Source organism: Pseudomonas trutticola BRTCR10 (assembly GCF_056155105.1).
In genome coordinates, this window is record NZ_CM149552.1 from 2,071,605 (window position 1) to 2,085,609 (window position 14,005).

The following is a 14,005-nucleotide window of genomic DNA, read 5'->3' on the forward strand; positions in this document are numbered from 1 at the left end:
TCTGTGCCAGTTATCGATCTATGCGCAGCCATCATCATTTCGAAAAGTTATCAAGCAACGCTAAGTGATTGAAAATAGTTGGTTATAAATTGACCGATTGAACAGGTATTTATTTTTTGCGGGGGATTTTGCGGAGGTGGCAAAGCGGAGAGGCGTTCAGAAGTGATGTAACTTTTCAGGGCGTGAAAACAAAAAGTGCACACATAAATGGCACCGATGGTGACATTCCTGTGTACACATTTTTTTGAGTCGCTAGAGGCCAGTGTAGGAGTGAGCCTGCTCGCGATAGCGGCGTATCAGTCGATGAATTTTTTGCCTGATACACCGCTATTGCGAGCAGGCTCACTTCTACAAGGGGAAATCATCGTGGCAGGGGGTTACGACTTGCTGATGATATTTCCCGCATGGAGCCCGCATTCTTTCTGCGTGGCTTCTTCCCACCACCAACGGCCTTCGCGCTCGTGCTGATTCGGTAGGACAGGGCGGGTGCACGGTTCGCAGCCAATGCTGATAAAGCCGCGTTCATGCAGGCTGTTGTACGGCAGCTCAAGCATGCGGATGTAACCCCAGATCTCTTCGCTGGTCATCTGCGCCAACGGATTGAACTTGTACAGGGTGCGCTCAGGCGTAGAGAACGCGGTGTCGATTTCCAGCACCGCCACGGCGCTGCGCGTGCCAGGGCTCTGGTCGCGGCGCTGGCCGGTGGCCCAGGCTTTGACGCTGGACAACTTGCGTCGCAGCGGCTCGATCTTGCGGATCCCGCAGCATTCACCGTGGCCGTCCTTGTAGAAACTGAACAGGCCTTTTTCCTTCACGAACGGTTCCAGTTTCGTGTAGTCCGGCGACACCAGTTCGATGTCGATCTTGTAGTGCTCGCGCACCTGATCGATGAATCGGTAGGTTTCCGGGTGCAGGCGACCGGTGTCGAGACTGAACACCTTGACGTTCTTGTTGAGCTTCCAGGCCATGTCCACCAGCACCACATCCTCGGCGCCGCTGAAAGATATCCACAGCTCATCACCGAACTCGGCAAAGGCGAGTTTGAGGATGTCTTGCGCGGATTTGTTGGCATAGGTCGTGGCGAGTTCCACGACATCGAACGTTGCACTCATCAGGGCGGCTTCCTACAGGTCGGTGGCGCTGGGCGCTCTATATGGCGGCGATGGTAACAAAAAGCTGCGTCTGGCGGGGCGTGCTGTGCGTTGCGCGGGCGTGGGGGAGTCGCTAGAGTTCGGGCTCGCTCGACTCAATAATCAATACAAACGGGAGTGTCTTGTGGAAATTGCTTGCCTGGATCTTGAAGGGGTACTGGTACCGGAAATCTGGATCGCCTTCGCCGAAAAAACCGGAATCGAATCCCTCAAAGCCACCACCCGGGACATTCCCGATTACGACGTGCTGATGAAACAGCGTCTGCGCATCCTCGATGAACATGGCTTGAAGCTGTCGGATATTCGGGAAGTGATCGCCAGCCTGAAACCGCTGGACGGCGCGGTGGAGTTCGTCAACTGGCTGCGCGAGCGCTTTCAGGTGGTGATCCTGTCGGACACCTTCTATGAGTTTTCCCAGCCGTTGATGCGTCAATTGGGCTTCCCGACGCTGCTTTGCCATCGCCTGATTACCGATGAAAACGGGCGGGTGACCAGCTATCAGTTGCGTCAGAAAGATCCGAAGCGCCAGTCGGTGCTGGCCTTCAAGAGCCTGTACTACCGGGTGATTGCGGCGGGTGATTCGTACAACGACACCACGATGCTCGGTGAGGCGGACGCGGGGATTCTGTTCCATGCGCCGGAGAATGTGATTCGCGAGTTTCCGCAGTTTCCGGCGGTGCACACGTTTGCCGAGCTGAAGCAGGAATTCCTCAAAGCCTCAAACCGCGACCTCAGCCTGTAAGCATGGCTCCCTGATGATCGTTCCCACGCTCCGCGTGGGAATGCTTCAACGGACGCTCCGCGTTCGGCTTTGGATGGGACGCAGAGCGCCCCGGACTGCATTCCCACGCAGAGCGTGGGAACGATCTTTACTCAGAGGTTTTGCAGGGTTTCCAGGAGGATTCTGACTTTAGTAATCGACTCCTGATACTCCGCCTGCCAGTCCGAATCGGCGACGATCCCGCCACCGCCCCAGCAGCACACCTGCCCATCCTTGACCAACAGACTGCGAATCGCGATGGAGCTGTCCATCTCGCCGCGCACGTCCAGATACAACAACGACCCGCAATACAAACCGCGCCGGGTCGGCTCCAGTTCGTCAATGATCTGCATGGCACGAATCTTTGGCGCGCCGGTGATCGAACCGCCGGGGAAGCTGCCGGCGATCAGATCGAGTGCATCGCGGTCATCCGCCAGTTCACCGGTCACGCTGCTGACCAAATGATGCACGTTCGGATAGCTTTCCAGGCTGAACAACTCCGGCACGCGCACCGAGCCAGTGCTGCAGGTGCGTCCGAGGTCGTTGCGCAGCAGGTCGACGATCATCAGGTTTTCCGCGCGATCCTTCGGGCTGGCCAGCAGTTCAGCGGCGTTGGCCGCGTCTTCGGCGGGGGTCAGGCCTCGAGGGCGGGTGCCTTTGATCGGGCGGGTTTCCACTTGGCGCTGGCTGACCTTGACGAAGCGCTCCGGCGACAGGCTCAGCACCGCGCCGCCATCGGGCAAGCTCTGGAAGCCGGAAAACGGTGTCGGGCAGGCTTTGCGCAATTCGCAGTAAGCCAACCATGGGTCACCCTGGCATGAGGCACGGAAACGCTGGGCAAAGTTGACCTGATAGCAGTCACCGGCCTGAATGTAATGCTGAATGCGCTCGAAGGCCTGGTGGTAGTCGTCAGCCGAAAGATCGGCGGTCATCGGTTGGTTCAGCTTGAACGGCGCCAGCGATTCAACAACCGGTTGAGTGAACAGACCGATCAGCCGCTGCTTTTCACTGTCGACAATCGACGGATGAAACACCAGTTGACTGGTGCCAGCCTGGTGATCGCTGACCAATGCCCAGTCATACAACCCAAACTGGGCATCCGGCAGTTGCAGATCATCTCGTGCATGACTCGGCAGGTTTTCCAGGTGCCGACCAAAGTCATAGCTCAGATAACCGATCAATCCGCCAGCGAACGGCAGTTCATAAGTGGCAGGCAGTTGTGCCTCGCCCAAACGGTTCAGATTGTCACGCAGGCGTTGCAGGAAATGGCTGCCGCTTTCATCCCGCAACACCGCCAGTTGTTCCAGCGGCCAGGCACTGAGCAAGTCATAACGGCCACGGTCGGCACTTGGCCGGCCGCTGTCGAGCAGCACGGCGCCGGGCGCGTGGCGGATGGCCGCAAAGTAGTCGGCGGGATTGGCGCGGTAGGGAAGTGGATGTACGGAGCAGGTCAACATGGGCGGGGCAGATCGGCCGTTGAAGCGGGGTGGGGATTGTAGTCCTCTCCGATCCCAGATCAAAGTCAAAAGCCTACCCCCTCACCCCAGCCCTTTCCCCCAAGGGGGACGAGGGGGAAAGGGAGCAGATCTTCATGCTTTTCAAAGCCTCGGTTCGACTCGATATTTCGGGGAGGGGAGCAGATCTGGGCTTTTCAAGTCCTGAGTTCGATTCAAGACTGTCAAGTCGGCGTAGCTCCAACATCCACCTCGGTCAGTCCCCTCGCCCTCCGGGAGAGGGTTAGGGTGAGGGGCTCTTCAGCTTTTAGCCCTCGACCGCAGGAATATGCCCAAACATTTCCTGAGTAAACGCCACCCGCTCTTCAACCGACTCGGTCACCCCACGCGCCTTCAGCTCTTCCAGTCGCGCTTCAACCGCGTGGGTACGCAAGGTCAGCCCGCAGTCATTGGCGATCTGAATATTCAGCCCCGGCCGCGCATTCAGCTCAAGAATCAGCGGGCCTTTTTCCTGATCGAGGACCATGTCCACACCGATATACCCCAACCCACACAGCTCATAGCAGCCGGCAGCGAGTTTCATGAAACCGTCCCAGTAGGGCAGTTGCACGCCGTCCACCGCGTTGGTGGTGTCCGGGTGTTTGGTGATGATGTTGTTAAGCCAGGTGCCGCGCAGGGTCAAACCGGTCGCCAGATCAACACCGACACCGATGGCGCCCTGGTGCAGGTTGGCCTTGCCGCCGGACTGGCGGGTCGGCAAGCGCAACATCGCCATCACCGGGTAACCCATGAGCACGATGATGCGGATGTCCGGCACGCCTTCGTAGCTGATGCTCTTGAAGATCTGATCCGGGGTCACGCGGTATTCGATCAGCGCCCGATCACGGTGGCCGCCCAGCGAATACAGGCCAGTGAGGATGCTCGAGATGTGGTGCTCAAGTTCTTCGTGGGCAATGATCTTGCCCGACACCGTGCGATAGCGACCCTCGAAACGGTCGGCGACGACGATGATGCCGTCACCGCCGGCGCCTTGCGCCGGTTTGATCACGAAGTCGCTGCGCCCGCCGATGATCTCGCCGAGCTTGTCGATTTCCTTCTCGGTGGAAATCACGCCATACAGCTCCGGCACGTGAATGCCGGCCTTGATCGCGCGTTCCTTGGTGATGATCTTGTCATCGACGATCGGGTACAGGCTGCGCTTGTTGTACTTGAGCACGTAGTCGGCGTTACGCCGGTTGATGCCCATGATGCCCCGGGCCTCCAGGGCCTTCCAGGTCTTCCAGAAACCGAACATCAGGCGTCAGCCTTCTTCAGGAAAGCCTTGAAACGCACCAGTTCGGTCAGGCGGTAACCGCGATAACGACCCATCGCCAGCATGAAGCCGACCAGAATCAGCAGGATCGCCGGGAAAGTGAACACGAAGTAGACCAACTCCGGCACGGTCATGATCAAGTGCGCCAGGGACGCCGCGAACAGCGTGCCAATCGCCACTTTCATCGCATGGCTGGCACCGCGCTCTTCCCAGGTGATCGACAGGCGTTCGATGGTCATGGTCAGAATCACCATCGGGAACAGCGCTACCGACAAGCCGCGTTCCAGACCGAGCTTATGACTGAACAGGCTGATCGCCGCGATCAACACCACGACAAAGGTCAGCACCACCGAGAGTCGCGGCAGCATTTGCAGCTTCAAGTGTTCCAGATATGAGCGTAATGACAGCCCAAGCGCCGTGATCACGGTAAACAGCAGGATGCCGAAGCCCAACTGAGTTTCACGGAAGGCGAGGGCGATCAGCACTGGGGTAAATGTGCCCAAGGTCTGCAGGCCGATCAGGTTGCGCAGGATCAGAATCACCAGCACGCCGATCGGGATCATCACCATGATCATGAATGTCTGCTGGGTTTGCAGCGGCAGGCCGTACAACGAGTATTCGAGGAAATTGGCATCGGTGTTTTCGTCGGTCAGCTTGGCCAGACGAATCGCGTTCATCTCGCTGTTGTTCAGGCTGAAGGTCACGTTGGCCTTCTTGCCGCCGTCGACGGTGATCAGGTTTTCATCGCCAGTCCACCACAGCAGGCGGTCGGTCGGCAGGCCCTGCTCGCCGGTTTCCGGGTTGAAGTACAGCCAGTCGTTGCCATTGAAGCTGCGCAGCCACAGTTCCGGCATTTGCGGTTGGTCGGCGACGAGGCGGATGGTGTGGACTTTTTCCACCGGTACGTGAGCGATCGACAGCAGCAGTTCGACGATTTTGGCTTTGTGTGGCGTCGACGGGTCGCCGGCCAGCAGCAGTTTCACGTTGTCGTCGTTGACGTTGTTGACCCGTTTGATCGCCTCGCCAATAAAGGTTTCGACGTCGGCCGAGTGCTGGCGAATCGGCGCGAGCAGGGCTTCAGCGGCGATTTTTTCCGGGCCTTCGATGGCGATGCTGTCGCGGAAGGTCGGGCCTTTGATCTTGGTCTTTTCCGCGGTGTAACGCTTGGTCAGCACCAGGCGGTAATAGAGGGTCTGATTGCCCTTGGCCCGGCGCGCCGACCAGGTCACCTTGCGGTTACCGTCGACGCGGTTCACCGCCACGCCGTAATTATTGGAGATGAAGCTTTCGTTGAGGCTGACGTAGTCGCGGCTCAACGGCGGCACGAACATCTGGATCTTCACCGGATCCTTGGTGCTGGCGACGAACTCGACCTTGGCGTCGATGTTCCACAAGTCGTCGGTCGCATCTTCGGTCACCGGGATGCCGAGTACGAAAATCTGATAGGCCGTAACCGAAACGCCCAGCAGCACCAGAATGGTGATCAGGATTTTCAGGTGGAAGGTTAGAGAACGCATGAAAATTACTCGGCGGTATGAGCGGCGATGGTGCAGGCGGGTTTGCCGGCAGCGTATTTAAGACTGGGGTCGACCAGCGCGTCGAAGCGTTTCAGCGCTTCGGAGCCAATCAAAAGCGGATATTGGAACGCACTTCGGTCGGTCAGGTTCACTTCGATGCTGCGCAAAGCCGAACCCATGCAGATATCCAGCTCGATCACCGGACGGGCGGTGTACTTCTTGCCTTCTTCCGGGTCGTAGTCGCCAGCGCGACGCTTGATCTTGCTGACCCGGGCCAGCGGCCGTTCGATCGGGTGCGAATGCGCGGCATCGATGGCCAGATAAAAGCGCACCCAGGACTCGCCGTTGCGTTTGAAGCGTTTGATGTCGCGGGCGCTCAGCGAGGCAGTTTTCGCCCCGGTGTCGAGTTTGGCCGCGACTTCGAGATTGATGCCATCAAGCGATGCATATTCGTTGAGGCCGTACACGGTTTTTTCCCCCGCAGCGGCGAGGCCGGGCAGGCAAAAAAGGGCAAAAAATGTCGGGAAAGGCTTGAGTCTCATAAATCCTGGTGCGCAGCGTTCCGTTGTCGGTTCAGGTCCCTGGCAAAACTTGCGCAAGGCCCTTCGTGTGCCTATCAGCTTTTTATGACAAGCCGTACAAATGGCCAGCAAATGCGGGCGGCATTCTAGCACGGTGGTTTTATGGCGCCAGCGCCAGGGCCGGTCTATAACCCCATGGGCTATTGATGAGGCTTATTAGACGATTGTCGACAATGTCGATTTATCCTTTGACTGATGCAGGCTAATTGGCTAGTTTTTGCCGCATTGGATTTGAAGGTGTCGACAATATGCTGGATCAACTCGATCCCCCGGTCATCAGCGGCGACGATTCCGAGACACTTTCGGAAAACGTCTTCCGGCGCATTCAGGCGGCCATCGTCAAAGGCGAGATCGCCCCGGGCAGCAAGATCTCCGAGCCGGAACTGGCGCGCACCTACGGCATCAGCCGAGGGCCACTGCGCGAAGCCATTCATCGGCTGGAAGGCCAGCGCTTGCTGGTGCGCGTGCCGCATGTCGGTGCGCGGGTGGTCTCACTGAGCCACGCCGAATTGCTTGAACTCTACGAAATCCGCGAATCCCTTGAGGGCATGGCCTGCCGGCTGGCGGCCGAGCGCATGAGCGTCGAAGAAATCGACGAACTGCGCCGCGTATTGGAAACTCACGAACGCGACGCGGCGTTTCAGGCGGGCGTTGGCTACTACCAGCAGGAAGGCGATTTCGACTTCCACTACCGGATCATCCAGGGCAGCGGCAACCGCACCCTCACGCAAATGCTCTGCGGCGAGCTGTACCAACTGGTGCGCATGTACCGCATCCAGTTTTCCACCACGCCGAACCGCCCACGCCAAGCCTTCGCCGAACACCACCGGATTCTCGATGCCATTGCCGACCGTGACGGCGAGCTCGCGGAATTGTTGATGCGCCGTCACATCGGCGCCTCGAAACGCAACATCGCCCGTCATTACCAGGACGGCGCCCACAATAAGACAGCCACTGAACGAGGTGAGTCATGAGTTCCAAGCACAGCACTCCAGGCCAGCGTTTCCGCGATGCCGTCGCCAGCGAGCACCCATTGCAAGTGGTCGGCGCGATCAACGCCAACCACGCGTTGCTGGCCAAACGCGCCGGTTTCAAGGCGATCTACCTGTCCGGTGGCGGGGTGGCCGCAGGCTCGCTCGGCGTGCCGGACTTGGGTATCACCGGGCTGGATGACGTGCTGACCGATGTGCGCCGCATTACCGACGTCTGCGATCTGCCGCTGTTGGTGGACGTCGATACCGGTTTCGGCTCCTCGGCGTTCAACGTCGCGCGCACGGTCAAGTCGATGATCAAGTTCGGCGCGGCGGCGATTCACATCGAAGATCAGGTTGGCGCCAAGCGCTGCGGCCATCGCCCGAATAAAGAGATCGTCAGCCAGCAGGAAATGGTCGACCGCATCAAAGCCGCCGTCGATGCCCGCACCGATGACAGCTTCGTGATCATGGCGCGCACTGATGCGTTGGCGGTGGAAGGTCTGGAATCGGCGCTGGATCGCGCAGCAGCGTGCATCGAGGCCGGCGCCGACATGATCTTCCCGGAAGCCATCACCGAGCTGGAAATGTACAAGCTGTTCGCCAACCGCGTGAAAGCGCCGATTCTGGCCAACATCACCGAGTTCGGTTCGACGCCGCTGTACACCACTGAGCAATTGGCTGGCGCCGACGTGTCGCTGGTGCTCTACCCGCTGTCGGCGTTCCGCGCGATGAACAAGGCTGCGGAAAACGTCTACACCGCGATCCGTCGCGACGGCACTCAGCAGAATGTCATCGACACCATGCAGACTCGCATGGAGCTTTACGATCGCATCGATTACCACACCTTCGAGCAGAAGCTCGATGCGTTGTTTGCACAAAAGAAAGGCTGATTCAAACCCAGTGGGAACGAGCCTGCTCGCGAAGGACGCCAACGATAACGCCGTGTCCCTGATGCACCGAGGTGTTGCGACCACCTTCGCGAGCAGGCGCGCTCCCACAAGTTTCCCCTACAAATTCAAGAAGATTGGAGACAGCAATGGCCGAAGCAAAAGTACTCAGTGGCGCCGGGCTCCGTGGCCAGGTTGCCGGGCAAACCGCACTGTCCACCGTGGGCCAGGCCGGTGCCGGGCTGACCTATCGCGGCTACGACGTACGCGAACTGGCAGCCGATGCACAATTTGAAGAAGTGGCGTACCTGCTGCTTTACGGCGAGCTGCCGACCCAGGCGCAACTCGACGAATACCAAGGCAAACTGAGCAAGCTGCGCGAACTGCCGCAAGCGCTGAAAGAAGTGCTTGAACGCATCCCCGCCGACGCCCACCCGATGGACGTGATGCGCACCGGTTGCTCGTTCCTCGGCAACCTCGAACCGGAGAAAGACTTCTCCGAGCAGCGCGACAAGACTGACCGCCTGCTGGCCGCGTTCCCGGCAATCATGTGCTACTGGTATCGCTTCAGCCACGATGGCAAACGCATCAATTGCGTGAGCGACGAACCGACCATCGGCGGCCACTTCCTGCACCTGCTGCATGACAAGAAGCCGAGCGAACTGCACGTCAAAGTCATGAACGTCTCGCTGATCCTTTACGCCGAGCACGAATTCAACGCCTCGACCTTCACTGCTCGCGTGTGTGCTTCGACCCTGTCCGATCTGTATTCCTGCGTAACGGCGGCCATCGGTTCGCTGCGTGGCCCGTTGCACGGCGGCGCCAACGAAGCCGCGATGGAAATGATCGAGCGCTTCTCCTCGCCGGAGGATGCGATCAAAGGCACCCTCGGCATGCTCGAGCGCAAGGACAAGATCATGGGCTTCGGCCACGCGATCTATAAGGACAGCGATCCGCGCAACGAGGTGATCAAGGGCTGGTCGAAAAAACTCGCGGACGAAGTCGGTGACAAGGTGCTGTTTGCGGTTTCCGAAGCCATCGACAAGACCATGTGGGAACAGAAGAAGCTGTTCCCCAACGCCGACTTCTACCATGCCTCGGCGTACCACTTCATGGGCATCCCGACCAAGCTGTTCACGCCGATCTTCGTCTGCTCGCGCCTGACCGGCTGGGCCGCGCACGTGTTCGAACAGCGTGCCAACAACCGCATCATCCGCCCGAGCGCCGAGTACGTCGGCGTCGAACAGCGCAAGTTCGTGCCAATCGAACGTCGCTGAATGGTGGGCGCCGAACACTGATCCGAGATTCACCGAAGACCCTGTGGGAGCTGGCTTGCCAGCGATGACTGAGTCACATCCAACATTGATGTCGACTGACCCACCGCTATCGCTGGCAAGCCAGCTCCCACAGGGTTCGGTGTGAAGTTCAAGATCGGCGACCGGCCCCACCTCTTGAAACTACCGTGACCCGAGTCCTGACCCGATGAACACAGAATTTCGCAAGAACCTGCCCGGCACGCCGCTGGACTACTTCGATGTCCGCACCGCGGTTGAAGCGATCCAGCCCGGCAGCTACGACACCCTGCCGTACACCTCCCGCGTGCTCGCAGAAAACCTCGTGCGTCGCTGCGACCCGGCCACGCTCACCGATTCCCTCAAGCAATTGATCGAGCGCAAACGCGACCTCGACTTCCCGTGGTTCCCGGCGCGTGTGGTCTGCCACGACATTCTCGGACAGACCGCGCTGGTCGACCTCGCCGGTCTGCGCGACGCAATCGCCTTGCAGGGCGGTGATCCGGCGCAGGTCAACCCGGTGGTGCCGACGCAACTGATCGTCGACCACTCGCTGGCGGTGGAGGCGGGCGGCTTTGACAAGCAGGCATTCGAGAAAAACCGCGCCATCGAAGACCGTCGCAACGAAGACCGTTTCCACTTCATCAACTGGACCAAAAAAGCCTTCAAAAACGTTGATGTGATCCCGCCGGGCAACGGCATCATGCACCAGATCAACCTGGAGAAAATGTCTCCGGTGATCCAGGTGCGTGACGGCGTGGCGTTCCCTGACACCTGCGTCGGCACCGACAGCCACACCCCGCACGTCGATGCGCTGGGCGTGATCGCCATCGGCGTCGGCGGCCTCGAAGCCGAGAGCGTAATGCTCGGTCGCGCCTCATGGATGCGTCTGCCGGAAAGTGTCGGCGTCGAACTGACTGGCAAGCTGCAACCGGGCATCACCGCCACCGACATGGTGCTGGCGCTGACCGAATACCTGCGCAAACAGAAAGTCGTCGGCGCCTGGCTGGAGTTCTTCGGCGAGGGCGCAGCCAACCTGACCCTCGGCGACCGCGCGACCATCTCCAACATGGCCCCGGAATACGGCGCCACGGCGGCGATGTTCTACATCGACCAGCAGACCATCGATTATCTGAAACTGACCGGCCGTGAAGACCAGCAAGTGCAGTTGGTCGAGCACTACGCCAAGACCACCGGCCTGTGGGCCGACAGTCTGAAAGGCGCGCAGTACGAACGCGGTCTGACCTTCGACCTGTCCTCGGTAGTGCGCAACATGGCCGGCCCGAGCAACCCACACGCCCGCGTTGCAGTGTCCGATCTGGCCGCCAAAGGCATTTCCGGGCAGTGGGATGACGTGCCGGGGCAAATGCCCGACGGTGCGGTGATCATCGCCGCCATCACCAGTTGCACCAACACCAGTAACCCGCGCAACGTGATTGCTGCCGGCCTGCTCGCACGCAATGCCAACAAGCTCGGCCTGACCCGCAAGCCATGGGTGAAATCCTCGCTGGCGCCGGGCTCGAAAACCGTGGCGCTGTACCTCGATGAAGCGGGGCTGACCACGGAGCTGGAGCAACTCGGTTTCGGCGTCGTCGCCTTCGCTTGCACCACCTGCAACGGCATGTCCGGCGCCCTCGATCCGGTGATCCAGCAAGAGATCATCGACCGCGATCTCTACGCCACCGCTGTGCTTTCCGGCAACCGCAACTTCGACGGCCGCATCCATCCGTATGCCAAGCAGGCGTTTCTCGCATCGCCGCCACTGGTGGTCGCGTATGCCATCGCCGGCACCATCCGTTTCGATATCGAAAAAGATGTTCTCGGCGTTGTGGATGGCAAGGAAATCCGCCTGAAAGACATCTGGCCGAGCGACGAAGAAATCGACGCTGTGGTGAAGTCTTCGGTCAAGCCCGAGCAGTTCCGTCAGGTCTACATTCCGATGTTCGCTGTCCATGAAGACACCGGCCCGAAAGTCACGCCGTTGTACGACTGGCGCGAAATGAGCACCTACATCCGCCGACCGCCGTACTGGGAAGGCGCGCTGGCCGGTGCGCGTCCGCTCAAGGGCATGCGCCCGCTGGCAGTGCTGCCGGACAACATCACCACCGATCACTTGTCGCCCTCGAACGCGATCATGCTCGACAGCGCTGCCGGCGAATACCTGGCGAAAATGGGCCTGCCGGAAGAGGACTTCAACTCTTACGCAACCCACCGTGGCGACCACCTGACCGCGCAGCGCGCAACGTTTGCCAACCCGAAACTGTTCAACGAAATGGTCGTGGAAAACGGCAAGGTCAAACAGGGTTCGCTGGCGCGGGTCGAGCCGGAAGGCAAGGTCATGCGCATGTGGGAAGCCATCGAAACCTACATGGAACGCAAGCAGCCGCTGATCATCATTGCCGGCGCCGACTATGGCCAGGGTTCGTCCCGCGACTGGGCGGCCAAAGGCGTGCGTCTGGCCGGTGTCGAAGCGATCGTCGCCGAAGGTTTCGAGCGCATTCACCGCACCAATCTGGTGGGCATGGGCGTGTTGCCGCTGGAGTTCAAAGCGGGCACCGACCGCCACACCCTGGCCATCGATGGCAGCGAAACCTACGACGTGATCGGCGCCCGTACACCGCGTGCCGACCTGACGCTGGTGATCCATCGCAAAAACGGCGAGCGCGTCGAAGTGTCCGTGACCTGCCGTCTGGATACCGCTGAAGAAGTATCGATCTACGAGGCCGGCGGCGTGTTGCAACGCTTCGCTCAAGACTTCCTCGAAGAGTCGGCGGTTGCCGTTTAAATCAACTGATGTGGGCATGGGACTTCAAGTCCCATGTCTTCGTTAAGGAGCACCATGGCTCACGCACCACAAATCAAGATCCCCGCCACCTACATGCGTGGCGGCACCAGCAAAGGCGTGTTCTTCAGCCTCAGGGATCTGCCCGAAGCGGCACAGATCCCCGGCCCGGCTCGCGACGCCTTGCTGCTGCGCGTGATCGGCAGCCCCGACCCGTACGACAAGCAGATCGACGGCATGGGCGGCGCCACGTCCAGCACCAGCAAAACCGTGATTCTGTCGAAAAGCATCAAGGCCGATCATGACGTCGATTACCTGTTCGGTCAGGTCTCCATCGACAAGCCGTTCGTCGACTGGAGCGGCAACTGCGGCAACCTCTCGGCAGCCGTTGGTTCGTTCGCCATCAGCAACGGTCTGGTCGATGCCAGCCGCATTCCGCACAACGGTGTGGCGGTGGTGCGCGTATGGCAGGCCAACATCGGCAAGACCATCATCGCCCACGTGCCGATCACCAATGGTGAAGTGCAAGAGACCGGTGATTTCGAACTCGACGGCGTGACCTTTCCGGCCGCCGAAGTGCAAGTCGAATTCATGGACCCGGCGGCGGAAGAAGAGGGCGGCGGTGGTTCGATGTTCCCCACCGGCAACCTGATCGATGAGCTGGAAGTGCCGGGGGTTGGTACCTTCAAGGCAACCATGATCAATGCCGGGATTCCGACGATTTTCGTCAACGCTGAAGACATCGGCTACAAAGGCACCGAGTTGCAAAGCGCGATCAATAGCGATGCGAAAGCCTTGCAGATGTTCGAAACCATCCGTGCCTATGGCGCGTTGCGCATGGGTCTGATCTCAAATCTGGATGAGGCAGCCACGCGTCAACACACGCCGAAAGTCGCGTTCGTGGCCAAGCCATCGGATTACGTGGCCTCCAGCGGCAAAACCGTGGCGGCTGGCGATGTTGATTTGCTGGTGCGCGCGTTGTCGATGGGCAAGTTGCACCACGCGATGATGGGCACGGCGGCGGTGGCGATTGGTACCGCAGCAGCCATTTCCGGGACCTTGGTCAACCTTGCCGCGGGCGGTGTTGAACGCAACGCCGTGCGCTTCGGTCACCCGTCCGGGACCTTGCGCGTCGGCGCCGAGGCCAGCCTTGAAAACGGTGAGTGGGTCGTGAAAAAAGCCATCATGAGCCGCAGTGCGCGGGTGTTGATGGAAGGTTACGTCCGGATCCCCGGCGATTCTTTCTGACCCGGCACCGAACAAAACTGTAGGAGTGAGCCTGCTCGCGATAGCGC

At 59.8% G+C, this 14,005-nt stretch carries 11 protein-coding genes; 6 read left to right on the plus strand and 5 right to left on the minus strand.

The genetic code is table 11. The annotated features are described in order from the left end of the window. Positions 1–377: 377 nt before the first annotated feature. Positions 378–1,112, minus strand: a complete 735-nt coding sequence (locus ACVVH8_RS09350) for a phosphoadenylyl-sulfate reductase (protein WP_475229628.1) — start codon at positions 1,110–1,112, stop codon at positions 378–380. Between the two features lie 163 nt (positions 1,113–1,275). Between ACVVH8_RS09350 and thrH the strand changes: the two genes are divergently transcribed. Continuing rightward, positions 1,276–1,893, plus strand: a complete 618-nt coding sequence (thrH, locus tag ACVVH8_RS09355; protein ID WP_475229631.1) for a bifunctional phosphoserine phosphatase/homoserine phosphotransferase ThrH — start codon at positions 1,276–1,278, stop codon at positions 1,891–1,893. 131 nt (positions 1,894–2,024) lie between these two features. Here thrH and pabB read toward each other — a convergent pair whose 3' ends face one another. The 4 genes from pabB to rloA all read right to left on the minus strand — a co-directional run bounded on the left by pabB (position 2,025) and on the right by rloA (position 6,736). After that, entirely contained in the window at positions 2,025–3,368 is a 1,344-nt protein-coding gene (gene pabB, locus ACVVH8_RS09360; RefSeq protein WP_475229633.1) for an aminodeoxychorismate synthase component I, read from the minus strand. 304 nt (positions 3,369–3,672) lie between these two features. Further along, on the minus strand, positions 3,673–4,659 hold the full coding sequence (locus ACVVH8_RS09365) for an alpha-L-glutamate ligase-like protein (protein WP_103303866.1): 987 nt from the start codon (positions 4,657–4,659) through the stop codon (positions 3,673–3,675). Further along, entirely contained in the window at positions 4,659–6,194 is a 1,536-nt protein-coding gene (gene rloB / locus ACVVH8_RS09370) for an osmotic stress tolerance membrane protein RloB (protein ID WP_150730486.1), read from the minus strand. Before rloB ends, ACVVH8_RS09365 begins: the two co-directional genes overlap by 1 nt. A 5-nt stretch (positions 6,195–6,199) precedes the next feature. After that, positions 6,200–6,736, minus strand: a complete 537-nt coding sequence (gene rloA, locus ACVVH8_RS09375; RefSeq protein ID WP_007916436.1) for a retropepsin-like aspartic peptidase RloA — start codon at positions 6,734–6,736, stop codon at positions 6,200–6,202. Between the two features lie 290 nt (positions 6,737–7,026). On the opposite strand from rloA, the gene ACVVH8_RS09380 reads away from it, so the two are divergent. The 5 genes from ACVVH8_RS09380 to prpF all read left to right on the plus strand — a co-directional run bounded on the left by ACVVH8_RS09380 (position 7,027) and on the right by prpF (position 13,958). Further along, a complete protein-coding gene (locus ACVVH8_RS09380) occupies positions 7,027–7,749 on the plus strand; it encodes a GntR family transcriptional regulator (RefSeq protein ID WP_172828118.1) in 723 nt (240 codons plus the stop codon). Next, positions 7,746–8,639, plus strand: coding sequence for a methylisocitrate lyase (prpB, locus tag ACVVH8_RS09385; protein WP_103303868.1), 894 nt, complete (start codon positions 7,746–7,748; stop codon positions 8,637–8,639). The genes ACVVH8_RS09380 and prpB overlap by 4 nt, the downstream gene beginning before the upstream one ends. Before the next feature lie 146 nt (positions 8,640–8,785). Beyond that, the gene (prpC, locus tag ACVVH8_RS09390) at positions 8,786–9,913 is read left to right on the plus strand and encodes a bifunctional 2-methylcitrate synthase/citrate synthase (RefSeq protein WP_475229636.1); all 1,128 of its coding nucleotides are present in this window, start codon (positions 8,786–8,788) and stop codon (positions 9,911–9,913) included. A 205-nt stretch (positions 9,914–10,118) separates the two neighbouring features. Further along, positions 10,119–12,713 (plus strand): Fe/S-dependent 2-methylisocitrate dehydratase AcnD, encoded by a 2,595-nt coding sequence (acnD, locus tag ACVVH8_RS09395; RefSeq protein WP_475229638.1) that lies wholly within the window; start codon positions 10,119–10,121, stop codon positions 12,711–12,713. 54 nt (positions 12,714–12,767) lie between these two features. After that, positions 12,768–13,958: a 2-methylaconitate cis-trans isomerase PrpF gene (gene prpF, locus ACVVH8_RS09400; RefSeq protein WP_475229640.1), complete on the plus strand. Its 1,191-nt coding sequence runs from the start codon at positions 12,768–12,770 to the stop codon at positions 13,956–13,958. Positions 13,959–14,005: the final 47 nt, after the last annotated feature.